The sequence below is a fragment of the Pseudoalteromonas simplex genome (genome assembly GCF_015278155.1).
Lineage (GTDB): Bacteria > Pseudomonadota > Gammaproteobacteria > Enterobacterales > Alteromonadaceae > Pseudoalteromonas > Pseudoalteromonas simplex.
On the sequence record NZ_JADILN010000002.1, the window covers coordinates 77,489 to 101,606 of the forward strand.

Genomic DNA, 24,118 nt, shown 5'->3' on the forward strand with positions numbered 1-24,118 from the left:
TGTTTTTATTTGTAATCGAATTTATCTATAAAGGGTTATTTGCAGTAAAATTCACTCACATCGAGTACTGTCTTACCTTCTTCTGAGTCGTTTTCAAAAATTAAATTATCACCCTCTAAACTCATTTTATAGTCTTTCATCCATGATAGATTAGCTATTAACTCCAATTCATAGCGGTTAAACGAAGCAGGGCACTTTAAATACACATAATGGTGAGCAGTTCCAAAAGCTCCAGGGCCTGATGTGTAGACATAAAAGGTGCGATATTCAAATGCCTGCTCTTGGTGAACGTAATCAGTATTTGAGTTAAACATGTTGTTGAATAATATAAGTAAACCAATACCAAAGAACATTAAGCATGAATACAAAATACTAAGAATAAGGGTCAAATGAGCAATAATTTTATTTTTAAACGATTCTTTAACGATTCTGTATTTTGCTAACAATAGACAAAACCCAATACAAAGTGAGCAAAATACTATGGTGTAATAGATATTATCAAGGCTTGCCATAAACGTTGGTGAAACAAATTTTAAGTTTACCAATTGGCCAAATAGCCCAGCCAATAGAGGCCCGTAAAGGCAAAATAGGATAATGCGAAGGTAAATATCTCCTTTATTTTCATTCATCTAAAATTCCTTTTCTAGTTAACAAAGAGCAGTTGTAAAGAGCCAGTAAGGTTACTCGCGATTTTTTATTATTTTAATGAAGATAGGCAAAGCCAGCAGTGTGCCGCCAACTGCGCCGATAAAGTGGGCGTCAATGGCAACATTAGAGGCGATTAGCTGACTCACCGATTCACTTGGGCCTGCTATTTGCTCCCAAATCACTTTAGCCCAAGTACCTGCGAACAATAACCAGCCTGATAGCATGCCTGCTTGTACATCTTTAACTGCACCCCAAATGATCACACCGTGCAACAGGGCACTTAATCCGGTGTAAATTTGGATATCTGAGCAAAATAGCCACACACCTAAGCCACACCATAATGCAAGAATGGCAATATTAAACGCATAGCGAGCAGGGCTTGTATGCTCAGCGTGTAGAGCCCAAATTAATAAAATTCCGGCGCAATTTAAGCCTAAATGTGGCCAATTAGCATGCACAAATTGGCTAGTGAAAATGCGCCAAAATTCACCATTTGCAACTAACTCACGGTTAAATTCAAGATATTCATTTAAGTTGAAAAGTGCAAACAAGGAACTAAGTAGTACTAAACACAGTGGCGGCAGAATATATTCTAGTTTCAGGGGCAGGTTTATCATGTTATTTTTGGTGTATCTGAGATTGTCGCCTATTGTGCACGTTTAATTTTAAGATGCCAAATACACTACGGGATTAAGTTTATTTATGTTATTCAAAACCAAAGCGCTGTTAGCTCTGTCCACCTCATTAATTTATTCAACTGCTATTTTCGCAGCCCCTGCAAAAGTTGAAACTCGCGAACCTGAAGCTGCAACGGGATTTGCTCATAAACAAGTTGTTGAAGGCGATAAATACATGGTCGCTGCAGCAAACCCTTATGCAGTAAAAGCCGGGCAAAAAATGCTTGAACTAGGCGGCTCAGCGGTTGACGCTGCTATTGCAACGCAATTAGTACTGACACTGGTAGAACCGCAATCGTCGGGGATTGGTGGGGGTACATTTATGATGTACTTCGACAACAAAACAAAGAGCCTAACTAGCTTTGATGGCCGTGAAACGGCTCCAAGCAATGCTGACGAAACGTTGTTTTTAGATAAGCACGGTAAAGCCGTAAAATGGATTGAAGCCGTTGTAGGTGGTCGTTCTGTTGGTGTACCGGGTATTTTAGATGCCTTTGCCACAGCCCATAAGCGTTACGGTAAGTTAGAGTGGCAAACCTTGTTTGCCCCTGCCATTGAATTGGCTGATAAAGGCTTTATTGTGTCGCCACGTTTACATCAATTATTGGCTAAAGAGTTAAACCCAGGGGTTACTAAGCTACCTGTTATTCGTGACTACTTCTTCCCTGATGGTAAACCGCTTGCTGTAGGTGCCGTGAAAAAGAATCCTGAACTTGCCGCGCTTTATAAAGATATAGCGAAACAGGGCATTGATGCATTTTACAAAGGTGAAAACGCTAAAGAGCTTGTGCATGCAGTGCAAAACTCAGCAGTCGCACCGGGTACATTGACGGTTGAAGACTTAGCCAATTACAAAAGCAAAGAGCGCGCACCTGTGTGTGTTGATTATCGCCAGTACGAAGTGTGCTCAATGGCACCACCTAGTAGCGGTGGTGTAGCTGTGTTACAGATTTTAGCCTTACTTGAACATAAAGATATGGCTAAACTTAAACCAAACTCTGTTCAAGCTCTACATTACTTTACCCAAGCATCACGTTTAGCGTTTGCTGATCGCAACGTGTATATGGGCGACCCAGATTTTATGACAATCCCGACACAAGGATTACTCGATAAAAACTACATTGCTGGTCGCGCAAAACTTATTTCTGAAAAAGATACTCACGCAGAAGCAGGCACACCGCCAAACTCAGTTGCATACGCGCAAGATGATGCATACGAGCTGCCATCAACGACCCATGTTTCGATTGTCGATAGCCAAGGTAACGCTGTGTCGATGACAAGTTCTATCGAAATGGCGTTTGGTTCAACAGTAATGGTGAACGGGTATATTTTAAACAATCAACTAACCGACTTTGCTTTATCGCCAACTAAAGATGGTAAGCCATTGGCTAATCGTGTTGAAGCAGGTAAACGTCCGCGTAGTTCCATGTCGCCAGTCATGGTGTTTAACAAAGACGGCAGCTTACGTTTAGTGGTTGGTTCGCCGGGTGGTAGCCGTATTATTGATTATGTAGCTCAAGTGGTTGTAGGAGTGCTTGATTGGAACCTAGATGCGCAAACAGCCATTAACTTACCGCGCATTACTAATCGTAATAATTACACAAGCCTCGAAAAGGGCACTGAGCTTGCCAACGCTGAAGCTGATTTTGTTAACCGCGGACACACAGTTCGTATCCTAGATTTAAACTCTGGTTTACATGCTGTTGAAGTTAAAAACGGTAAACTTTATGGCGCAGCCGATCCGCGCCGCGAAGGCATCGCTTTAAGTGATAAAAGCCACTAAAAACAAGCTCAGCAGCCTTAAAGCTGCTGAGTTTTCATGTATACTATCTGCTATGCTATTTAGAGCATAAAATTCATTTTCTTCAATGGTCTGACAAGGTGAATTGTCATTGCAATTTCGCCTTCAAGAGTAATAATGTCAGGTCATAATTATGACGCATCAAAGCTTGGAAATATGACTACAAATACCGATCCAAATTATCTTTATATTCCTTATTCAGGCCCAGGTCTGATTGAAACGCCACTATTAAATAAAGGCAGTGCTTTTTCACAAAAAGAAAGGGAAAATTTCAACTTAGCCGGATTACTGCCACCGCGTTATGAAACGATCGAAGAACAAGTTGAGCGTTGTTACCAGCAGTATTCAAGCTTTAGCGATAATTTAAATAAGCACATCTACCTACGTGCTATTCAAGATAACAACGAAACACTTTACTACCGTTTAGTGCGTGATCATCTTGAAGAAATGATGCCTATTATCTACACGCCAACGGTAGGTGACGCTTGTGAAAAGTTCTCAGACATTTACCGCAGTGCCCGTGGTCTATTTATTTCTTATGAAGATCGTTTCCAAATTGATGATATTTTACGTAATGCCACTAAAGGCAAAGTAAAAGTAATCGTTGTGACTGACGGCGAGCGTATTCTTGGTCTAGGTGACCAAGGTATTGGTGGTATGGGTATTCCAATTGGTAAGTTATCACTTTATACAGCGTGTGGTGGTATTAGCCCTGCATATACGTTACCAGTGATGCTTGATGTTGGTACGAATAACGAAAAACTACTTAACGACCCTATGTACATGGGTGCTCGCCATAAGCGTATTTCGCAAGAAGAATATGACGAATTTTTAGATCTATTTATCAAAGCCGTTAAACGTCGTTGGCCAAGTGTTTTACTTCAGTTTGAAGACTTTGCACAACCAAATGCCATGCCATTACTAAAACGCTACCGTGATGAAATCTGTAGCTTTAACGATGACATTCAAGGTACTGCTGCGGTAACTGTAGGTTCTTTACTTGCTGCATGTCGTGTTAAAGGCGCGAAGCTTTCTGAGCAAAAAGTGGTGTTTGTTGGTGCAGGCTCTGCAGGCTGTGGTATTGCTGAGCAAATCATTAGTACTATGGTTGCTGAAGGTATTAGCGATGAGCAAGCGCGTTCGCAAATTTTCATGGTTGACCGCTTTGGTCTACTTACTGAAGGTATGGAAGGTTTACGTGATTTCCAACAAGCACTTTGCCAATCTAAAGATGGCTTAAGTGAGTGGACTTACAGCGGTGAGTACGCATCACTATTAGATGTAATGCACTGTGCGCAACCAGACATCCTGATTGGTGTATCTGGCCAGCCAGGTTTATTCACTGAACAGGTTATTCGTGCAATGCACGCATCTTGCCCACAACCGATTATCTTCCCGTTAAGTAATCCGTCTAAGCAAGTTGAAGCGCTTCCTTCTGATGTAATCGAATGGACAAACGGTCAAGCGATTGTTGCTTCTGGTAGCCCATTTGATCCGGTTGAGTATAACGGCCAAACATTCCCAATCCCACAATGTAACAACAGTTATATTTTCCCGGGTATTGGTTTAGGCGTTATCGCTGCTAAAGCAACACGCATCACTGATGCAATGCTAATTGTATCAAGTGAAACACTTGCTGAGTCTTCACCACGTGCAAACACTGGTAAAGGCAGCTTATTACCTGCACTGACTGAAATCCAAGCGTTAAGTAAACGTATTGCATTTGCGGTTGCGAAAAAAGCGATGGAAGAAGGTGTGGCACTTGAGCTGAGCGATGAAGCGCTATGGGCAGCAATCGAGAAAAACTACTGGCTTCCAGAATATCGCAACTACAAGCGCCGTAGTATCTAAGCTATAACGCTTTTAGTGAATGAAAAAACAGGCTTTTTATGCCTGTTTTTTTATATCTGTAAAATGGCTTGTTCATATTCAATTAACCCTTTAAGGTGATAATGAACGGAGTTTTAAATTAAGGAACAGTATTATGCGTAAGTTAGTTTTTACCGCTATGGCGGCAGCACTTAGTTTTAATGTGTTAGCACAAGCAACACCTGATGCGCCACATATTTATATACAAGGTAATGCAACGGTTAAAGCGACCCCTGATAACGTTAAACTAACGGTAGGTATTGTTGAAGTAGATAAAGATTTAATTGCTGCGAAAAACAAAGCCGATGCAACCATGGCGAAAGCGATTAAGCTCGCTAAAAACCAAGGCGTAGAAGAAAAGGGCATTTATGCGTCTAATATCTCGATTAATCGCCAAACAGAATATAACCGTGAAACGGGTAAGCAAGAGTTTGTAGGTTATAGAGTAACGCGTAGCCTGTCTGTAACTTTAAGTGATATAAAAAAATACCCAATTATGCTTCAGCAACTAGTGAATTCGGGCATTAATGAAATTAATCAAACGCAATTTGTATCAAGCAAGTACGAAGAGCTACAAAAGCAAGCGCAAAAGCTAGCCATTAAAGATGCCCGTGCTGCGGCGAAAGAATTTGCCAATGACTATGGGGTAGAGCTTAAAGGTCTTTATACAGCTTCAAGTAGCCCACTTGATACAGGTAGCCAACCTTATATGCGTGCCAGCAAAATGGTTATGGCAGAAGCTGCACCAGATAACTATGTACCTGATGCATACAATGGTGGTGAGCTTACGATTACCGCAAGCAGCTATGCGGTTTATTTAATCGAAAACTAAGTTAACTTATTGATTGCTGGCAAACCTTGCCAGCAATTTTTCACCTTGTTGCTCTGAAATACGAGCAATCGCTTTTAGCATATTAGTGATTTGCTCACGGTCGTATTCATTACTAATATGCTTATCTATATCTTCAATAATTGCCCCTAAATAAACAAATAGGCTATCAGTTGCTTTATCGTTATCAGATGCTCTAAATAATATGTTTTTAAATGCCTCAAGCACGTTGACCATGACATAAGCGTCATTTTTTGCATAGTTACGAATTGGCGTGAAGTTATCATGCAGCAGCTCATCGAATGAGGTTTCGTGAATAAACAGGTGCGGTTGATTGTTCTCACAACGTTTAAGCGAGTAGTTCACATCGTAAATATCTAAGCGCAATATCAGTAATATACTCAACATATCTATGGCTTTTACCGCAGTACCGGGATCGTTAATACCCGGGCTCATAGCTTTAACAGCGATTTCTGAAATTTGTGTCATACCGTAGCGGTAATGGTCACTAATATATTCTTCGATATAAAAGATAAAGCAGTCTAGTAATTGCTCTACCAGTTCAGGTTTGTCAGATAAGTCAGTATCACACTTTAAAAACGGGTATCCCTTTACTGTAAAGAAGCCTTGTTTAACCGAAATATAAATTTTAATACCGTGCTGTTGGCATAATGCACACAACTTATCGCTATGTGCCCCTTTAAAGTAACCTTCTGTTTTACTTTTGACACTATGCCAGTCATCAAACTCAGGAAAATGCTCAACAGGATTTTGTTGTTGCATGTCAATTATGCATTTAAGCTCGCCTTTGGTATTTTTAAATAAGTCGTTTAGTACATTATCGACTTGAATTGCTTTTGAAATTGAGTGAATAAAAAACACAAAAAAACCAAGCGAAATTAAACCAAACACCAATGAAAAGAAGATACCAAGCGATGGAATACCCATATCTCCATCACCAATGGTGCGTATGTTTATCAGCATTAATATGGTGTAGATAATACTACCAAGATAAAACCCCAGTACTAATTGGTGCGACTTACGGGTAATAAGGCCCGGCAACACACGCGGCGAAAGACTGGCACTGGCACTATTAAGCACCACCATAACCATAGAAAAACTAAAAACCGTTAATGAGATAATGCTGCCGGCAAGTGTGCTGAGGATGGTACGGGCATTCTCTTCGCTATCGACCAATAACACACCAATCAGCTTTTTAAATTCCATTGATAATGACGAGTACTCGACCGCAGTAGTAATTAATCCAAAAACTAAAAACACCACAGAGAGCATTGATGGGTAAAATCCGATACTACTGATCATTTCACGGTAGTTATCGGCGATTTTTCTTGGCGTAAACATGCACTTCCTTAAGAACTGTTAGACATTAAATATCATACTGAGCTAACCTAACTACTTACTTAACAGCCTAGCAATAAATTATGCTAAGCGTCTAACTTTAAATAAAAATTGGAAAAACTGTGATTGTTTCAACATTTGCTGCCATCTTGGCCATTTTATACATTCAACTTAGCTTTCGCGTGATCAAACTACGTAGAGCAAAACGCATTTCACTTGGTGACGGGGGAGACAAAAGCCTACAAGCAGCTATACGAACTCATGCAAATTTCATTGAATATGTGCCTTTTTCGTTGATCCTGCTATTTTTATTAGAGTACCAAGGCCTCCCAAGCCATTATTGCTATATTTTAGGTGCAATGCTGGTTGCTGGTCGTTTTTGTCATAGTTACGCACTTGCTGATAATCTGATGAAATTACGTGTATTAGGTATGATGCTTACTTTCATTACTATTTTGATTAGCGCTGTGATGTTATTAGTTACACAGGTTTTCTGATATGCTAAAAATTGTTTTTCCATGTTTGTTGTTCTTATTTTCAACTTGTTTATTTGCCAATGTAAAAACAATTAATGCCAAGAAAAATCGCGTAACACCACCAACCACTTTGCATGTTGTTTATCCTAAAACAATGGATAGCTTAGACGAAGAAGTACTTTATCCTTTAATACTTCTTCGTACAGCTTTAAAAAGAAGTGGTTATAAGTTTACCTTATCACCCGCACCTGAATTATTAAGCCAAAATCGTGTTTTAAAAGAAATTGAAACGACTGGATCTATCAATGTTACTTGGAGCATGACAAACCAAGAGCGTGAAGACACTTTGCTCCCTCTACGAGTTCCTATATTTAAAGGCTTGTTTGGTTGGCGATTAATGTTTACTACAGAAGATAAGTTACCGAGGTTGAAACAGCTAAAATCTCTTGATGATTTAAAATCGATTAACTTAGTTCAGGGTACAGATTGGCCAGATACACGAATTCTAACAAGTAACGGTTTAACAGTGGCAACGGCAATGGACTTTGAATCATTGTTTGTAATGTTAGATAGAGGAAGGGGGGATTTATTTCCTCGTTCAGTATTAGAGATCCAAGATGAACTTGCGTATTTTAAAGAAGAAATGCGGTTGGTCGTTCTGCCGCATCTAATGCTCAAATACAAAAGCCCAATCTATTTCTTTTTTAATAAACATAATACTAATATTGCTAAAGCCGTGTCTCAGGGGATTAAGGTTATGCAGCAAAGTGGTGAATTTGACGAGTTATTTTTTAAGTACAACGGAAACTTTATAAAAAACGCCCACCTACACGACAAAATTGTTATAGAATTGCACAATTATGATTTACCAAGGTTAACCCCAGTCAACGACAAATCGCTGTGGTTAGCATTTGATCAGGTGCCATGAGCTCTAAAATTTTTATAATCGGTTTACCACGAACCGGCACAACTAGTATCTGTAACAGCTTTTTACAACTCGGTTATAAAACCGCCCACACAGCCTATACCCAACAAGCCATTACAAGTGCAGATGTTATTGCTGATACTCCAGTTTTTAGTGAATACGCCTTGCTTGATGAACACTTTGCAAATAGCCGTTTTATCAACCTCGAGCGCGATTTAACTAAATGGTTGCCATCTATAAGGCAGTTATTAGCACGCATGCACACTAATTTAATGCGCCCTGATGGTGGTTTTAATAGCCATTTAAAGCGCTGTTATTTTGATGTGTTTGGTCAGTATAGCTTGGCAGAGTTAGAATCTGATGAATACTTAACAGCGTGTTATCAGCGTCACCAACAGCAAGTGGCAGACTACTTTAAAGGGCGTGAACAGCAATTATTAACACTGGATGTAGCAGACTCAAACAGCCCGCAATTACTTCAGCAGTTTTTAAACACTCAGCAGCCAATTAGCTTTAAACAGCTGAATATGGGTGGCAAAGTCACAGCGTGGAATGACATAAAACACCCAGATAAAGTATCATCTACCCGAAGTGGTAAAATTGATAAATCTCTTGGTTATAATCACACGTAAAATACGTTAAAATCGCCGCAATCATAAGTTTAGTTGTTCCTCATCATGTTTGAATTGAAATACCACACGCCATTTGAATGGACAGAAGGTGTCTTAGCTGACTTCGATACCTTTTTACAAGATCATGCTGCAGCAGAGAAAAAAGCATCAGGCATGGCTATGTCTATGCTTTCTCATTACCCAGATCGTCGTAAGCTTGTTAGAGCCATGACAGACTTAGCACTGGAAGAAATGATCCACTTTAAACAAGTTTTAAAGCTATTAATGGAACGTGATGTATCACTTGGCAATGACCAAAAAGATCCTTACATCAAACAAATTCGTGCGGTATTTAGAAATGGTCGTGATGAATTTTTAATGGACCGTTTATTAGTAGCAGGCGTTATTGAAGCACGCGGACACGAGCGCTTTTCGCTTGTTGCAGAAGCTTTACCTGCAGGCAAAGAAAAAGAGTTTTATGTCGCGATTGCAAAATCAGAAGAAAAACATAAAAACTTATTCGTTGAACTTGCTTACGAGTATTTCGATAAGCAAGAGGTTGATACACGCCTTGAAGAAATCCTTATCGCAGAAGCCGAAATCTGTAAAAATATTCCATTTACAGCAGCGCTTCATTAACTTGATGCTTGTGTATTAGGCCTTTTAGCCTAATACACAAATTTATGTTCAAACCCCAAAGCAGTAAATTAGGGACTAAAAACAATAATTAAGTATCCTGCAAATAGTTACGCTAATTCTAATTGATTAAATAAACAGCATACATTCATCTTTCTCTCCTATAGTTAAATTAGTACCTAACTGAGAGGAATAGAGCATGAAATGGATGATGACTCTTACGACGTTGTCGTTAATAGGGATTGTATTCACCGGTAATTCTATTTATACCGAAGTGAAGCTCTTTCGTTCAAATGATAAGCCAACCGAAATAACTGCTAGTATGTATCGCTCGCTTATTTGGCATAGTGATATTTATAAAGACGATGAATTTCTACATACCGCACAAAGCTACTTTAGCGATGGCAAAATTGATACGCGTGAATACAGTAAACTAACTAGCCTGGCAAGTAAAACTGCTGGCCCAATCATCTACATTCAAGAAACAGATGAGCAGTTGTGGCACGCTAGGCTAACTTACAAAAAATACCTTGAAGAGAAAACGGTCGAACGACTGGCAAGTTTACATTGAGGAAAACTGCTTGATCAGCGTGCTAAGCTCAACAATGGTGGGCTTACCGCTGAGGTAATTAGTATCAAGGTGGTAACTATTGCCAAGCCAATAGGGCTTTTTGGTTGTGTTATGACCATGCACTGAAAAGTCGATACTAGGGTTTATTAAAGGTTTTTTCGCTTTGGTTAAGCTCCTATCCCAAAGCAAAGTGCCAATCGCTTGTTGTATATCTTGAGTAGGATTTTGCCAATCCCAATCCGCATGTGTTGTATGTGATAAACCAACTTTAACTTTGCCGTATTCAACATAGTAAGAAAGCGGGCATTGAAGTAGCTGCTTACAGACAAATGCGAGCTCTTCATCGGTTGCATCTAAATGCCAACGGCCGCCATTCTCAACCCATAAACGGTAGTAACTTTTATCGCCTGCAAGTAAAGACTCAAGCAACATATGCTCGTGGTTACCAAGGCACATATGTACACCAAGCTCTTTAAAACGCGCAAGTAACGCAATGCTGTGCTCCCCCCGATCAATCACATCACCCAGTGAAAACAAAATATCTTCGCTTGGATTAAAATTAACAGAGCAAAGCGCCTGTTCAAATTTAGTTAAATCTGCATCTAAATCGCCAATAACAAATACACGTTTACTTTCATTAATTTCCATCTTAACTTGAATGGGGTTTTGCGAGGCAAGAGGGCTTTTAACTAAATTCAAAATACATTCCTTTAAGCAGCTAATAATTTAAGACTATCATAACTCGTTGCTATTTGAGCACTGGGTGGTTATTATCTAGCCTCACTTTTTAGGAGTTACCGCCAACATGAACAACTAAACCTGTTATCCAATTTCATTTTTATCTTTTTGGACCAACAGGGTTAGTAGGCGTTGCTCACTATCACTTTTATAATATTACTTTTCGTGTGATCAAGCGCTTATGCCCCTGTAATACAGGAGGCACTATGCCACAACTTCAAGCTTTTAATTTATGTTACCAACATGGCAATGGCGATGTTGTATTTAACGACCTTTCATTTTCACTTACTGCTAAAGTCACCGCGTTAGTCGGCAGGAACGGCTGCGGTAAATCTATATTAGCGTCAATACTTGCTAAGCAAAAAGAGCCTAGCTCTGGTACGGTTGTTTGTAATTCAACCCTTGGCGTTTACCGACAAATGAACGATGTAAATCAGGCTGATAACAAAACAATTGCAGAGGCTATTGGGCTAGAGCCTGTGTTTAAAGCCCTTGATGCAATAAACCAAGGGCAAGTTACAGAACAAAATTTATCTTTACTTGAAGGCAATTGGGACTTAGCAGAGCGCTTTAATACAGAACTTGTCAGGCTTGGCATAAACAACAAAACCCCTTACTCATTAAGCAAACATTTAAGTGGCGGTCAACTTAGTCAATTAAAACTTTGGGTACTATTTACCTGCATAAAGCCCGACATTTTAATACTGGATGAGCCATCAAACCACCTAGATGCAAAAGGTAAAATCTGGCTTATAAAGCAAATACACAACTTTAAAGGGCAATTATTACTAATAAGTCACGACCAAGAATTATTAGAACAAGCCAATGAAGTTTGGGAGCTAACAACCCTTGGCTTAACACAATATGGTATGCGTTTTTCTGAGTACCAAATACAAAAACAGCAGCAAGTTGCTGCCCTTGAAAATAAATTAAACCACGTTGTTAAACAGCAAACTAAGCTCAAGGCAGCAGAGCAACTACAAAAGCAAAAAGCACAACAACGTGCAGGACAGGGCGCAGCGCTAAGAAAATCAGGCAGCCAGCCTAAAGTGCTGATGGATGCTAAAAAAGATAAAGCCAGCGCTAATTTATCATCACAAAATAAAAATGCCGCTAAGCGAGAAGGTGAATTCATTCGCAATAAGCAACAACTTTCTAGCCAGCTTGAACAAACTAAAGCGCAGCAATTTTATTTAGCGCAGTCAGATGATGCTAAGCACCAAAAAGTACTTAGCCTGGAGGATGTGGTATTAGCACACGGCACACAAAAGGCACTTAATTTTCAGGTGTTCAGTGATGATAAAATTCATTTAGCAGGCGCGAATGGCACTGGTAAATCAACCTTACTTAAAACCCTGAACTACGACATACCAGTAAAAGCAGGGCAGTTACATTGCAATCAAGCACTCTATTATTTAGACCAACATTTTACATTAATAAACAACGAGCTAACCCTGCTTGAAAATGTGATGACTTACTGTAAAAACCTAGATGAGATCACCGCGCGTACTCTACTTGCTAGTATCGGCTTTAGAAAAGACGCTGTTTTTAAATATGCCGCACTTTTGAGTGGTGGCGAGAAAATGAAGCTCGCCATGTGTATTGTCAGTAATAGTGAAAGCACCGCATTTTTGTTACTCGATGAGCCCGATAATCATCTCGACCTTGAATCAAAACAGATCTTGGCTCAGTCATTACAGGGTTATAAAGGCGGCTTTATACTTGTAAGCCATGATAAATATTTTGTAGAAAGCATCGGCTTCACTAGGCAAATTGGTTTATAAAATAGCCATTTATAAATAAGCGTGCTAGGGTGGTTGTAGGTGCCTTACAAGGAATGACTATGAATTTTACAGCCGCTTACCGCATTTTTACTGCTTTATTCTTGCTGATTGTAACTATTGGTTTAGGCATGACACTGAATGATTTTACTTCAGTGATCTACGTGTTCGTGCCGTTATTAATAATGCTAGGCAGTTCATTTATGCCATTCTTTAAACAGCGAAAACTGCGTTTAATACTGTTTTCTGCCCCAATTGTTATTCTTTACTGCTTTGGTTTTTATCCTTGGCTTACAAATTACCAAGAAGTCGCTGTTTCATCATCTACCTCAACCCTCGATTTTATCATCATCCTGGTATGGGCTATTTTATTTGGCGCGGGTTTTGTTGTATTGCATGAAATAGCGCTGGGTGTTGCTAGGGTGTTTGATTGAGAGAAGTGAAAAAGTTATCAGCTCTGGATTGTTTTAAATGTTCTCCTAAAGCCTTGCGTATAATTTATATTAAAAATAATAACAAGAAGGGGCGAAAGCCCTTTCTTGTTATAGTTTTATGAAGATTCACACATGAGAAACTAAAAATAAGCCAAAGAGACGAACAATCATATATTTTTTAACGATCATTCTTTAGTGTTATTTCAGGTGGAATGCCTGGTATCATTATTTATTTATTAACTTTTTATTCTGGTTTGCAAAGGAAAGTGAAAGTCACACAGCTCTTTTGCAATTGTAACAAGCTTTAGTAAAAGGCTTGTTCCGTAATTATTCTCATAACTTGAAAACGAAAGCTCATCTAGTAATTTGGAAAAATATATTTCGGTTATGACTAATTGTTGCTATCTTTATTAATTTTATAAAAATTGTAGATAGACCAGAAATTTAAACCTATAAGTTTTGAACCGAACGCACCATTAAGAGCACCTATATTTTTGTTCATTATGTCATCATTAAGGCGAACTATTTGTGAAAATTTTTGATATTTATCATTTTCAGTCTGCTCTAAAAAAAAGGAGAGTTTTAAATCTGTTTGAGAATATCTTAGTGGGATATTGAAATATATATTATTCACAATTTGATTTAAAGCGTTAATAGAATTATCTAGGTAACTTTTAGCAAAAGGCACTGACAAAATTAGTAGTGCATGCCTGCGCATAAGATCATGAACATCTACAGAAAAGCGCCTTAACTTATCTTTATTAGAAATAAAATTTGCTGCTTGATCATAATAATAATTCATTAAAAAATTTTGCTTTTCAATGCTGATACCACTTTGGAGTTCAGAAGTACATTTAACTAGAGCATTTGCATAAATTTCACACTCGACTGCTGCTTTAGAGCTTTCGATAAACATCTGATTTATTTCTAATAATACTTGTTGTTTTAAACCCTCAGTTAATTGAGCTTTAGAATTTGACATAGCACTAGCATAAGCTATTAAAAAACCTAAGATGGTAATAAGAGAGCCTAAAATTGTATTCTTAGTTTGTTCAGATTGTTCTATGTACCAGTTCAATAATTCAGTAAAGCTATATACACGAATTTCGAAAAAATAATCAGCAAATAAATAAAGTGTTATAGATAAAATAAATGAACCATAAAGAGTGCTTAAGATGAACCTAATAAAATATATAAATATTAAGAAATATGATTTCATCGTGAAACCTATTGTTATTGAGTTAAGACCTGTAAATTTGTCAGTTATTGGTATAATTTAGTGTGCGATTTAACTTCCTGTTCGCTCAGATATTTCCCCAATAATATCTAGTAATTAGCTTTGAAGATCAACTAAATATTTATCTTGTGTAGAAGTCTGCATTTTAAGATTACGGTACATTTGATCTGATTTTTTAACTGACCCATTGTAACGCTAAATAGGTTGTACTTCAGACGGTTTGACCTTCCCTTGTACCTACCTTGATATTCTACATTCTGACCACGGGCCAGTAAGTGGAATGTAGCTGCGATACATAATTTCTACTAGTTTTCTATCGGTTTAGTTGATTTGTTAACTAGGGGTAGGGCATGACAGTCGATGCAAACTCAATAAACTTATTTTTCATTGTCATTGTGCAAATTGGTGGCGCGTTCGCCACCGTTGCAGCAGTGAAAACAGACATCACTTGGATAAAGCGTGTAATTGAAAAACACGGTGAAGATTTAATGAAACTACATGATAAAAGTTAATAAACAGATAGTTTGAGTAGACTTTGATTTAGAAATAACATTAAGTTAAATTGAGATTTAATTATAAGGAAAAACATTACACTAAGGATAGTTTTGAATAAATTCATAATTTTTCTCTTTTTATTGCCCCTCGCTATTATCTCTTTTGGTGCTTCAGCTAACGCTGGACTACCTATGATTATGCTTGCAGTGCCTGTGTATTCGATCTATTTGTTACCAATAATTGCTATTGAAGCAATATATCTTCGAAAGAGCCTAGATTTAACCAAAGTACTATCGGTAAAAACGGCATTTGTTTCAAACTTAGTATCTACAATTGTTGGGGTTCCTTTAACTTGGGTTATTCTTGTTTTAATACAAATGCTGACAGGTGGTGGCGGAGCGTATGGCGTAGATACATTTGTCGGCAAAATGTTAGCAGTAACGTGGCAAGCACCTTGGTTAATCCCTTATGAATCTGACTTACATTGGATGATTTTGTTTGCGGGGTTATTCCTACTTATTCCTTTTTATTTTGTATCATGGTGGTCTGAATTTTTAGTTTCGAAGAAAATTCTTGCAGATACAGGGCTTAGTAAAAATGACATTAAGATTAAAGTAAGGAATGCAAACCTAATCACATATAGTTTGTTGGCGTTTTGGCCAATTGGCTGGTACGTAGTTGGCTACGTATTAAAGTAACAGGCAATTCATAAAAGTCTAAAATTAATAAATCATTTTTACATTCAGAAATAGTAATTTCTTACAGAGGAGTTGAACACTAATCTTGATTAAGTCATTACCAATGATATTCAGCGTCTAGCTTACTTAAACCAAATCGTACAGCTATCTAATTTGAGCTTGAAGGGCATCTATGTGGCTTTCGTAATTACGAACAGTTTGTTGTAGAAATAAATCATAGTTAATGAACTTAAAGCCATATCGGTTACAGGCAGTGAAAACAAAATTTTTGGAAGCCATACAAGAAAGGCACTTCAAATCTAGGTTCGTAAAATTCACAGTTGTAGTCTTATTGAAATGAAGTAAGTTTGGTGAAAACTTACAAAGTAAAAATGAGAACTGCATAAAAAGCTATAAAACCGTGAAAACCCAAATTAAGCAAAAAAGGGGCTAAAAAACCTTAAAATCTAACGACCAATGAACCTGATTATAAAGATAAACACTTTATTTAACATAATATAAATTATAGGAAGTTAAGTATCTATACATAGCTATACCTATTCTCTGCGCATATTAAGTCCAATACTAGACGGTATCGGACATTAAGGTGGTGTTTTATCATATTATTCATTTTATTAGTGCTTGTTTCTTGAGCTTAGTTATCTCATGACTTATATTAAAACTATCAACTTGAGATGTAACGATAAGATGTAAACGATATGGAATTTGTGAAGCCGTTAGAACCTATTCTGATAATCGATGATATGCAAGATATCCGCGACTATCTAAATCAAATTTTAACTGGTCTTGGTTTTGACGATATTTTAGAAAGTCGAGATTTTGAATCAGCTAAAACCGTAATTGAAGAAAAGTCGCCTAACGTAATCTTTCTTGATATTGAACTACCTAACACTGACGGTACACAAATTCTTGAATACTTAAATGACCACCATCCTCATACGCACGTTGTTATGTGCTCTGGTCATAATAGTCTTGAGAATGTGCAAAACACCTGGGAATTAGGTGCTAAAGGTTTTATCGCTAAACCATTCAACGCAAAAAAAGTCGACTCAGTTATGAAACGTCTAGAATTGATGGAAACCATAACAAATTAAGTAGTTTATGAATTCGACAATCCAACTCATTATCGATGACCTATCAACGGTCATTTTTGGTAAGCAACAACAAATCAAACTCGCCCTTACGTGTTTATTTAGTGAAGGCCACCTGTTAATTGAAGATTTACCAGGTATGGGCAAAACCACTTTATCTCATGCACTTGCCGCAGTTCTTGGCTTGTCATATCAACGTATTCAATTTACTAGCGATTTATTGCCTTCTGATATTCTTGGTACAAACATCTTTGATGCTAAAAAACATAGTTTTTCATTTCATCAAGGCCCAGTATTTAGCCAAGTTGTTTTAGGTGATGAAATTAACCGTGCGGGTCCTAAAACACAAAGTGCACTGTTAGAAGCAATGGAAGAAAAACAAGTGACGGTCGATTCGGTTAAACACGCCCTACCATCACCATTTTTTGTAATTGCTACGCAAAATCCTGTACATCAATCTGGTACTTATCCGTTACCTGAGTCGCAATTAGACCGCTTTTTTATGCGTATTAGTTTAGGTTTTCCTGATAAACACGCTGAGAAAAACCTCATTTTAGGCTTAAACAATCGTAATTATGATGACTTACCTGTGCGCATTAACCCTGAGCAACTTGCTGTTATTCAAAAAGAAATAAACACTGTAACGATAAGCAACGCGGTGGTTGATTATATTCTTGAGCTCGTTGCGTTTACTCGCCAAGATAACCATTTTGTAAACCCATTATCACCAAGAGCGAGCATTGCGCTTGCCCGAGCTGCAAAGTCATGGGCGTATATTGAAGGTCGTGATTTTGTAATGCCTGAAGATGTACAAGCGGTTTTTCCAAGTGTGACTGATCACAGGCTTGGCTTAAATGCTGGTGACAGCGGCTATGCACTTAAACATGTGCCCGTAAGCTTATAAAACATGTTTAAGCGCCCTGCTTTTGTTAATCAATTTCGTCAGTCAGTTTTTAATAAGTTATTAAAAAACAAGCATAAAACTAACGAAATTGAGCTTCAGCATAAAACAATTTATGTATTACCCTCAAAACTTGGTGGGCAGTTTTTACTAATTGCCTTACTGAACTTTGTGATGGGCATTAACTATCAAAACAACTTGATTTTAGCCATGGCGTATTTAATGGTGGTTGTTTTAGTATTTGCGATACTCACCGGCTATAAAAATGTGCGAGGTTTGTCGGTTAAATACCAATCAGTTAATGAAAGTTATGCGCCAAAAGCCCCTTTTGCGCGTTTTCAAATTCACGCACGATCATACTGTGAGCTTATAAAACTGGTTAATGACAACCTTGAATCTGAAACTGTATCACTGCAAAACAATGAGAAAAAGACCGTTGAAATAGCGCTTAAATGTAGTGAACGTGGTGCTTATGGCTTTGATAGAATTAAAATCATTAGCCACTTTCCATTTGGTTTAGTGTCTGTGTGGAGTTACATTGAACCAACCGAAACCGTGTATGTTTACCCACAACCTATCACCGCTGAAAAGCTTGATACTCAGCTCCATGACAATGACGAACAAGACGGTGATAACGCTCAAGTTAAAGCGGGTAATGATAACTTTTATCAACTTACCCCTTTCGTACAAGGTACAGCACTTAATAAGGTATCGTGGAAACACTTCGCTAAAACTCAGCAACTATTAACGAAAGAATTTACCAGTGATGCATCACAGGAATTAGCGCTTAATTTCAATATGTTAGGTGGCAATAATGAGCACAGATTAAGCCAGTTATGTTTTTTAGTTAATCAATTAACTGACCAACACATGGCGTTTTCGTTAACCTTACCCAATAAACACATTGCAAAAGGCCAAGGGATCAATCATCAAAAAGCCTGCTTGCAAGCATTAGCGGAGTTTTAATTATGAATACACCGCTTATAAATACCGTTTTATCACTGCTGTTTATTGTTACCAGTGGCTTTTTGTTTACTGAAGTAGCGACTCCATTCTTAGCCATATTGGCTGGCCTTAGCTTTTTAAACCTGTTTTTAGGTAAGTTTTATAAAAAACTAAATGGATTGGTGGCGAATATTTTGGCTGCGGTTTGCTTAGTTGCCTTATTTGTTCTGGTTGGCGTGGGCGATACGGTCAAGTTATTTGTATCCATGATGCTACTTGCTAGTAGCTTTAAATTGCTACAAGCGAAAACCGTTAAACAGTATCAAACCGTTTGTTTACTGGTGTTTTTTAACCTTTCAACCGTGTATTTGTTTCATCAAGGGTTATTTGAAACCTTGGTAGTCAGTGTACTTTATATTGTTAACTTCGCGGTACTTGGCTATTTAACTAGCCCGCAAAGCTTTAAGGCAGCTAACAAACAAAGTTTTAAAACCATACTACTAGCCTTACCCATAGCGGCGTTTTTGATTTTATTTTTACCTAAAATTCCAGCGTTTTGGCAGCTACCGGGGCCAAAGCTTGCTAAAACGGGTTTATCAGAGCAAGTTAACCCCTTTTCTATTGCGAAATTAGCGGAATCTGATGACTTAGTTTTTCGGGTAGAGCAACAGCCAGGGCAAAACTTACAAGCCCCCTATTACTGGCGCAGCCTTATTCATGATGAGTTTAATGGTAGTGAATGGCTAATATCGGACATTTTGAAATCGCAACAATATAACCCAATTCGCCGTACAATTACTCAAAGTAATGGTGTTAATTATCAGGTTATTGCAGAGCCCTCATCTTCTAATTGGCTTTTTGCACTTGGCTTTGCGCAAAGTGATAATTCTGATGTGCACTCAACCTACAATGGTTTGTTAAAGCGCAAAGGTAACTTAAACAAAAATATTAAATACGCGGTAACCAGTAGTGAGGCTATGCTGAGCCTAAATGAATTTGAAAAACGCTTATATACCCGCTTACCGAAAGCAACTAATCCACAAACAACAGCTTTGGCAAAAGAGCTGGCTGCTGAGCATATAAATGCCCAAGGTTACTTTAATTCGCTACTTGATTACTTTAATCAGCAGCAGTTTGCTTACACATTAACACCTACACCCATGTATGGTGATAATACGTTAGACCAGTTTGTGTTTGATACCAAACGTGGCTTTTGTGGCCACTATGCCAGCACCGCTGCATTTATGTTTCGTGTTGCCGGTTACCCTGCCCGTGTTGTGTCGGGTTATTTAGGCGGAGAACAAACTAAAGCCGCTACGCTTAACATTTACCAATATGATGCACATGCTTGGGTCGAAGTGTTCTTTGATGAAAAGTGGCATATTTTTGATGCTACCTCTGTTGTTGCCCCGGAACGTTTAAACGGTTCGTTATCACAACTGGGGGATTTAAACGAAAGCTTTAACGACAATCTTAACTTTGGTTTAAAACGTTGGAGTCATTTTAAAGCAATAAACTGGCTGCGAATTCACCTTGAAGAGCTCGACTATAAATGGACTAACTGGGTGCTTACGTTTGACCAAGAATCACAACAAAGCTTATTTGATTCACTGTTTGGTAATAAGTCAGCATGGCTAACACCTTTAATTGTGTTAGGTACATTATTACTAAGTTTTATTGGCTATTTCTTATATAACAAACGCCCTATTCGAAGTAGAGAGCCGCTGGTTGATGACATCACTAAGCTATACCTGTGGGCAAAAAAGCAAGGCATTGAGTCAGTTGATACCAACACGCCACTACAAAATATTGCTTTAATTAAACAGCAAAAACCTAGATCAGAGGCATATTTAAGTGAGTTTGAGCAAATAATCATCGAAGTACGTTATCAACAGCAATCATATAACCAAAATCGCAAAAACCGCGTACGAGTTCTGTTAAACTCTCTCAAAACAGCCAAATAGAGAACAATATGAATGCAGTAATTGTCGGCGTTATGTTGATGCTGATCCTGACACTTTGTCGAATTAATGTCATTGTGGCGATGACGGTAAGCGCAATTGTTGCGGGTTTGACCGCAGGCCTTGGTTTATCACAAACCGTTAATGCATTTAATGATGGCTTATCGGGCGGCGCTGAAATAGCACTGAGCTATGCGATGTTAGGTGCATTTGCGGTGGCTATTTCTAAGTCGGGTTTAACCCGTATTTTAGCGTCTAAGTTACTAAAGCAAGTAAACGACAATAGCCATAAAGGCGAAACGACGCTTAGTTATCTTATATTAAGTATTATTTTACTGTGTGCGATCTCGTCGCAAAATTTGATACCCGTACATATTGCTTTTATACCAATTCTAATACCGCCCCTACTTGTTGTATTCAACAAGTTACGCCTTGATAGACGTGCTATTGCGTGTATCTTAACCTTCGGCTTAGCCACCTCTTATATGGTGCTACCTTATGGTTTTGGTGGCATTTACTTATACTCGATACTACACAAGAACCTCACTGAAAATGGCTTAGAGATTGTTAATACTCAAGTGCCGATGGCAATGATCATTCCAGCCATTGGGATGTTATTTGGTTTATTGGTTGCTGTGTTTATATCTTATCGAAAACGCCGTAGTTACGAGTCTCACAGCCTAACAGAGCAACAGCAAGAGGTTGTCATTGAACAGCCTAAAAAGGTGTTAGCAGTGGGAATTACCGCCGTACTTTGTTCATTAGTGGCACAAAATATTAGTGGCTCTATGATCCTAGGTGGTCTTGTTGGGGTAGCTATATTTACCTTATTTGGTGTTGTAAAACTTGAGCAAAACGGCGATGTATTTAGTAAAGGCATTGCTATGATGGCGATGATTGGCTTTATTATGATTTCGGCGCAAGGTTTTGCTTCAGTGATGAAAGCAACGGGTGATGTTGCTTCATTAGTTAGCTCTGCCGCAGGAATGATTGAAGGTAACAAACCCCTTGCTGCTGCGTTAATTTTACTCGTTGGCTTATTAATCACCATGGGCATTGGTAGCTCGTTTTCGACAGTGCCAATTATAGCCACCCTGTTTGTACCACTTTGTATGGAACTAAACTTTTCTGTTATGGCTACTGCGGCACTGGTTGGAACTGCTGGTGCGCTAGGTGATGCAGGTTCCCCTGCCTCTGATTCAACACTTGGCCCAACATCGGGCCTAAATGCAGATGGGCAACACGACCATATTTGGGATTCAGTGGTACCTACATTCATCCATTTTAATATACCACTACTGATTGCTGGCTGGGTTGCGGCAATGGTGTTGTAAAATTAGCATTGTTTATTTTAAAGCCCCAATTTGGGGCTTTTTTATTGGCTGAATAAAATACGTAAAGCACGATTTAAATCATGAAATCTGATTGGTTTAGTAAGCACTTTGTCCATTCCTGCTTCTAAGCAAGCGCTCTTATCTTGTTTAGAAGCATTTGCAGTTAATGCCACAATAGGTATGGTGAGGTTTAGTTTCTCGCGCATGTACTTAGTTGCACTTATTCCATCCATAACCGGCATCATCATATCCATAAGAACCAAATCAAAAGTACTTGCTTGCACTTTTTCAATTGCCTGCTGGCCGTTATCTGCAAGTGTTACATGATGGTTAAGTTTTTCTAGGAATGTCTTAATTAACACCTGATTCGTTTTATTATCTTCTGTTACTAAAATAGAAATCGGCTCAAGTGACTGTTCTTGTTCCTGTGTGTGAGTAGTCTCTTTTACCAAGGTAAAGGGTATCACTATCGTAAATTTAGTGCCTACGTTAGGCTCACTAACAACAGTGATAGTTCCTTTCATAAGATCGACCAGACTTTTTGTAATACTCAGCCCAAGACCTATCCCTTCAGCTTGCCTGTTGACGCCATCATCATGTTGTTTGAAAGCGTCATAGATTGTCTCTAGTTGAGACTGAGACATACCTTGCCCTGTATCTGAGATCTCAAAAATAAGTTCTTTTTCGGTACTATCAACTTTAAAATTAACAGTACCAACTTTAGTAAATTTAATCGCATTATCTAAAATATTAAATAGGATCTGTCCAACGCGAGCACTATCTATATCGATAGTTTTGGGTAATCCCGTTTTTATTTCAGATGAAAAAATAACGCCCGTGCTTTGGCTTGTTTCTAAGAATTGAGAAGCGATATTTTTAACCAATGTGTAAATGTCTGTCGCTTTGACATCAAGTTGCAGTGAGCCACTTTCGATTTTTGAAAAATCTAAAACATCGCTTATCAGATCTAGAAGAAGGTCTGCACTAGTATTAGCGTAATTTAACCACCTACTCTGTTTTTCATTTAACTCAGATTCAGCGAGTAGTTCTAACATGCCAACAATGGCGTTCATTGGGGTTCTTATTTCATGCGACATAACAGTTAAAAATTGCGATTTTGCAAGACTGGCTTCTTCAGCCTTGTTCTTCGCTAGATTAAGTGCATACTCTCTATCTTTATTTACTGTTATATCTTTTGCAATACCCATATAGCCTTTGAAATGGCCATTTGCATCATATTGCGGTTTACCACTAAAAGACACCCAAGCTTGAGGTGATGAATTTATCTCAAATTCAAAATCTATAAATTCATTTTGTTCTGACAATAAGTGTTTAAATTGAGACCACTTTTTTAACTGCGTTTGTTCATGTTCAGTTATTACATCGTCAAATGTTTTATTCAGGAAATGCCTTTTGTATAGATTGTTTGCTACGTTTGAGGTTAATACGTTTGTAAACAGATTATTTTCTGTGGTTTTCCAAAACCATTCACTGGCAAAGTCATTAAATAGATTTGAAAGCTCAGCTAAACGGCTTAATAGTGAAGTCGAATGAAATTTTTGCCTGTTAAGCCTCGTTTGATGTTCTAATTGATGTGCAACTTGTTGAAGTAAAATTTGTAATGGCATTGATTCAAGTTCGTTAAAACAAGCTCCTGGTTCAATAGATAAAAATACCAGGCATTGAGCTTTACCAAATCCTGTTTTTACTTGAAAGACTAAAGCACTCTCTACATTGCTTGGGGTTCTAAACATGCTGCTATTGTTAATCTCAACCCATAAGATTGAGTCATCAATCAATGCATCAATAAACAATGTTTCTTCAAAATCGAAATACTTCATAGTACGCATTTCGACTGATGCTTTATTGTTTTCAATATTAATTAAACAAAGCTCATTAAAACTAAAATAAGGATTCAGTAAAACTTGAAGTTCTTTTTTAACAGTTTGATTTTCTGTTATTCCATTAAACTGTCTTAGCACAATTGGTAATTGCTCTAAGTTAATACCCGCCATGGCTTTTCCTATCAAAAATTGCATCGCATAATGCAAATATAGAAAAAAGAATTAGATTCATCCATATATTTTTTAAAAAATTATTG

General features: G+C 38.0%; 23 protein-coding genes. 17 read left to right on the plus strand and 6 right to left on the minus strand.

What is annotated here, in order from left to right:
• Positions 1-35 precede the first annotated feature (35 nt).
• Both IRQ78_RS04270 and rrtA read right to left on the minus strand, forming a co-directional pair.
• Positions 36-629, minus strand: coding sequence for a hypothetical protein (locus IRQ78_RS04270; protein ID WP_194441451.1), 594 nt, complete (start codon positions 627-629; stop codon positions 36-38).
• Positions 630-680: 51 nt separating this feature from the next.
• Entirely contained in the window at positions 681-1,265 is a 585-nt protein-coding gene (gene rrtA, locus IRQ78_RS04275) for a rhombosortase (RefSeq protein ID WP_194441452.1), read from the minus strand.
• 85 nt (positions 1,266-1,350) lie between these two features.
• On the opposite strand from rrtA, the gene ggt reads away from it, so the two are divergent.
• From ggt to IRQ78_RS04290, 3 genes are all read left to right on the plus strand, one after another.
• Positions 1,351-3,108, plus strand: coding sequence for a gamma-glutamyltransferase (ggt, locus tag IRQ78_RS04280; protein WP_194441453.1), 1,758 nt, complete (start codon positions 1,351-1,353; stop codon positions 3,106-3,108).
• Positions 3,109-3,282: 174 nt separating this feature from the next.
• Complete coding sequence (locus tag IRQ78_RS04285; protein ID WP_054553942.1) at positions 3,283-4,977, plus strand: NAD-dependent malic enzyme; 1,695 nt, start codon at positions 3,283-3,285, stop codon at positions 4,975-4,977.
• Positions 4,978-5,110: 133 nt separating this feature from the next.
• Positions 5,111-5,827, plus strand: a complete 717-nt coding sequence (locus IRQ78_RS04290; protein WP_194441454.1) for an SIMPL domain-containing protein — start codon at positions 5,111-5,113, stop codon at positions 5,825-5,827.
• Between the two features lie 6 nt (positions 5,828-5,833).
• On the opposite strand, the gene IRQ78_RS04295 is transcribed toward IRQ78_RS04290, so the two are convergent.
• Positions 5,834-7,186, minus strand: a complete 1,353-nt coding sequence (locus tag IRQ78_RS04295; RefSeq protein WP_194441455.1) for a DUF2254 domain-containing protein — start codon at positions 7,184-7,186, stop codon at positions 5,834-5,836.
• Positions 7,187-7,305: 119 nt separating this feature from the next.
• Between IRQ78_RS04295 and IRQ78_RS04300 the strand changes: the two genes are divergently transcribed.
• The 5 genes from IRQ78_RS04300 to IRQ78_RS04320 all read left to right on the plus strand — a co-directional run bounded on the left by IRQ78_RS04300 (position 7,306) and on the right by IRQ78_RS04320 (position 10,402).
• Positions 7,306-7,680, plus strand: coding sequence for an MAPEG family protein (locus IRQ78_RS04300; protein ID WP_166340113.1), 375 nt, complete (start codon positions 7,306-7,308; stop codon positions 7,678-7,680).
• A gap of 1 nt (position 7,681) precedes the next feature.
• On the plus strand, positions 7,682-8,587 hold the full coding sequence (locus tag IRQ78_RS04305) for a substrate-binding periplasmic protein (RefSeq protein ID WP_194441456.1): 906 nt from the start codon (positions 7,682-7,684) through the stop codon (positions 8,585-8,587).
• Positions 8,584-9,216, plus strand: coding sequence for a sulfotransferase (locus IRQ78_RS04310; RefSeq protein ID WP_194441457.1), 633 nt, complete (start codon positions 8,584-8,586; stop codon positions 9,214-9,216). Before IRQ78_RS04305 ends, IRQ78_RS04310 begins: the two co-directional genes overlap by 4 nt.
• Before the next feature lie 45 nt (positions 9,217-9,261).
• Positions 9,262-9,834 carry a tRNA-(ms[2]io[6]A)-hydroxylase gene (gene miaE, locus IRQ78_RS04315; protein WP_054553873.1) on the plus strand — a complete coding sequence of 191 codons (573 nt, stop codon included), beginning with the start codon at positions 9,262-9,264 and terminating at the stop codon, positions 9,832-9,834.
• A gap of 196 nt (positions 9,835-10,030) precedes the next feature.
• Positions 10,031-10,402 carry a hypothetical protein gene (locus tag IRQ78_RS04320; protein WP_187489592.1) on the plus strand — a complete coding sequence of 124 codons (372 nt, stop codon included), beginning with the start codon at positions 10,031-10,033 and terminating at the stop codon, positions 10,400-10,402.
• Here IRQ78_RS04320 and IRQ78_RS04325 read toward each other — a convergent pair.
• Positions 10,394-11,101, minus strand: coding sequence for a metallophosphoesterase (locus IRQ78_RS04325; RefSeq protein WP_228482519.1), 708 nt, complete (start codon positions 11,099-11,101; stop codon positions 10,394-10,396). The genes IRQ78_RS04320 and IRQ78_RS04325 overlap by 9 nt on opposite strands.
• A gap of 245 nt (positions 11,102-11,346) precedes the next feature.
• On the opposite strand from IRQ78_RS04325, the gene IRQ78_RS04330 reads away from it, so the two are divergent.
• Together IRQ78_RS04330 and IRQ78_RS04335 are read left to right on the plus strand one after the other, a co-directional pair.
• Positions 11,347-12,924 (plus strand): ATP-binding cassette domain-containing protein, encoded by a 1,578-nt coding sequence (locus IRQ78_RS04330; protein WP_194441458.1) that lies wholly within the window; start codon positions 11,347-11,349, stop codon positions 12,922-12,924.
• Between the two features lie 59 nt (positions 12,925-12,983).
• On the plus strand, positions 12,984-13,355 hold the full coding sequence (locus tag IRQ78_RS04335) for a hypothetical protein (RefSeq protein ID WP_194441459.1): 372 nt from the start codon (positions 12,984-12,986) through the stop codon (positions 13,353-13,355).
• A 391-nt stretch (positions 13,356-13,746) separates the two neighbouring features.
• Here the strand turns inward: IRQ78_RS04335 and IRQ78_RS04340 are convergent, their stop codons facing one another.
• Positions 13,747-14,574 (minus strand): hypothetical protein, encoded by an 828-nt coding sequence (locus IRQ78_RS04340; protein ID WP_194441460.1) that lies wholly within the window; start codon positions 14,572-14,574, stop codon positions 13,747-13,749.
• A gap of 368 nt (positions 14,575-14,942) precedes the next feature.
• Between IRQ78_RS04340 and IRQ78_RS04345 the strand changes: the two genes are divergently transcribed.
• The 7 genes from IRQ78_RS04345 to IRQ78_RS04375 all read left to right on the plus strand — a co-directional run bounded on the left by IRQ78_RS04345 (position 14,943) and on the right by IRQ78_RS04375 (position 22,017).
• Positions 14,943-15,104 carry a hypothetical protein gene (locus IRQ78_RS04345; RefSeq protein ID WP_194441461.1) on the plus strand — a complete coding sequence of 54 codons (162 nt, stop codon included), beginning with the start codon at positions 14,943-14,945 and terminating at the stop codon, positions 15,102-15,104.
• 174 nt (positions 15,105-15,278) lie between these two features.
• Positions 15,279-15,785 carry a hypothetical protein gene (locus IRQ78_RS04350; RefSeq protein ID WP_228482521.1) on the plus strand — a complete coding sequence of 169 codons (507 nt, stop codon included), beginning with the start codon at positions 15,279-15,281 and terminating at the stop codon, positions 15,783-15,785.
• A 698-nt stretch (positions 15,786-16,483) separates the two neighbouring features.
• Complete coding sequence (locus IRQ78_RS04355; RefSeq protein ID WP_194441462.1) at positions 16,484-16,879, plus strand: response regulator; 396 nt, start codon at positions 16,484-16,486, stop codon at positions 16,877-16,879.
• Between the two features lie 7 nt (positions 16,880-16,886).
• Entirely contained in the window at positions 16,887-17,780 is an 894-nt protein-coding gene (locus IRQ78_RS04360; protein WP_194441463.1) for an AAA family ATPase, read from the plus strand.
• A gap of 3 nt (positions 17,781-17,783) precedes the next feature.
• Positions 17,784-18,743, plus strand: coding sequence for a DUF58 domain-containing protein (locus IRQ78_RS04365; protein ID WP_194441464.1), 960 nt, complete (start codon positions 17,784-17,786; stop codon positions 18,741-18,743).
• Between the two features lie 2 nt (positions 18,744-18,745).
• Complete coding sequence (locus IRQ78_RS04370; protein ID WP_194441465.1) at positions 18,746-20,686, plus strand: transglutaminase family protein; 1,941 nt, start codon at positions 18,746-18,748, stop codon at positions 20,684-20,686.
• Between the two features lie 8 nt (positions 20,687-20,694).
• The gene (locus IRQ78_RS04375) at positions 20,695-22,017 is read left to right on the plus strand and encodes a Na+/H+ antiporter family protein (RefSeq protein ID WP_166340133.1); all 1,323 of its coding nucleotides are present in this window, start codon (positions 20,695-20,697) and stop codon (positions 22,015-22,017) included.
• Positions 22,018-22,058: 41 nt separating this feature from the next.
• On the opposite strand, the gene IRQ78_RS04380 is transcribed toward IRQ78_RS04375, so the two are convergent.
• The gene (locus tag IRQ78_RS04380) at positions 22,059-24,032 is read right to left on the minus strand and encodes a response regulator (RefSeq protein ID WP_194441466.1); all 1,974 of its coding nucleotides are present in this window, start codon (positions 24,030-24,032) and stop codon (positions 22,059-22,061) included.
• Positions 24,033-24,118: the final 86 nt, after the last annotated feature.

Bases quoted from the DNA above. Each gene is read 5' to 3' on its own strand.
- IRQ78_RS04270 (WP_194441451.1), bottom strand. From the start codon at position 629: ATGAATGAAAATAAAGGAGATATTTACCTTCGCATTATCCTATTTTGC.
- rrtA (WP_194441452.1), bottom strand. From the start codon at position 1,265: ATGATAAACCTGCCCCTGAAACTAGAATATATTCTGCCGCCACTGTGT.
- ggt (WP_194441453.1), top strand. From the start codon at position 1,351: ATGTTATTCAAAACCAAAGCGCTGTTAGCTCTGTCCACCTCATTAATT.
- IRQ78_RS04285 (WP_054553942.1), top strand. From the start codon at position 3,283: ATGACTACAAATACCGATCCAAATTATCTTTATATTCCTTATTCAGGC.
- IRQ78_RS04290 (WP_194441454.1), top strand. From the start codon at position 5,111: ATGCGTAAGTTAGTTTTTACCGCTATGGCGGCAGCACTTAGTTTTAAT.
- IRQ78_RS04295 (WP_194441455.1), bottom strand. From the start codon at position 7,186: ATGTTTACGCCAAGAAAAATCGCCGATAACTACCGTGAAATGATCAGT.
- IRQ78_RS04305 (WP_194441456.1), top strand. From the start codon at position 7,682: ATGCTAAAAATTGTTTTTCCATGTTTGTTGTTCTTATTTTCAACTTGT.
- IRQ78_RS04310 (WP_194441457.1), top strand. From the start codon at position 8,584: ATGAGCTCTAAAATTTTTATAATCGGTTTACCACGAACCGGCACAACT.
- miaE (WP_054553873.1), top strand. From the start codon at position 9,262: ATGTTTGAATTGAAATACCACACGCCATTTGAATGGACAGAAGGTGTC.
- IRQ78_RS04320 (WP_187489592.1), top strand. From the start codon at position 10,031: ATGAAATGGATGATGACTCTTACGACGTTGTCGTTAATAGGGATTGTA.
- IRQ78_RS04330 (WP_194441458.1), top strand. From the start codon at position 11,347: ATGCCACAACTTCAAGCTTTTAATTTATGTTACCAACATGGCAATGGC.
- IRQ78_RS04335 (WP_194441459.1), top strand. From the start codon at position 12,984: ATGAATTTTACAGCCGCTTACCGCATTTTTACTGCTTTATTCTTGCTG.
- IRQ78_RS04340 (WP_194441460.1), bottom strand. From the start codon at position 14,574: ATGAAATCATATTTCTTAATATTTATATATTTTATTAGGTTCATCTTA.
- IRQ78_RS04345 (WP_194441461.1), top strand. From the start codon at position 14,943: ATGACAGTCGATGCAAACTCAATAAACTTATTTTTCATTGTCATTGTG.
- IRQ78_RS04350 (WP_228482521.1), top strand. From the start codon at position 15,279: ATGATTATGCTTGCAGTGCCTGTGTATTCGATCTATTTGTTACCAATA.
- IRQ78_RS04355 (WP_194441462.1), top strand. From the start codon at position 16,484: ATGGAATTTGTGAAGCCGTTAGAACCTATTCTGATAATCGATGATATG.
- IRQ78_RS04360 (WP_194441463.1), top strand. From the start codon at position 16,887: ATGAATTCGACAATCCAACTCATTATCGATGACCTATCAACGGTCATT.
- IRQ78_RS04365 (WP_194441464.1), top strand. From the start codon at position 17,784: ATGTTTAAGCGCCCTGCTTTTGTTAATCAATTTCGTCAGTCAGTTTTT.
- IRQ78_RS04370 (WP_194441465.1), top strand. From the start codon at position 18,746: ATGAATACACCGCTTATAAATACCGTTTTATCACTGCTGTTTATTGTT.
- IRQ78_RS04375 (WP_166340133.1), top strand. From the start codon at position 20,695: ATGAATGCAGTAATTGTCGGCGTTATGTTGATGCTGATCCTGACACTT.
- IRQ78_RS04380 (WP_194441466.1), bottom strand. From the start codon at position 24,032: ATGGCGGGTATTAACTTAGAGCAATTACCAATTGTGCTAAGACAGTTT.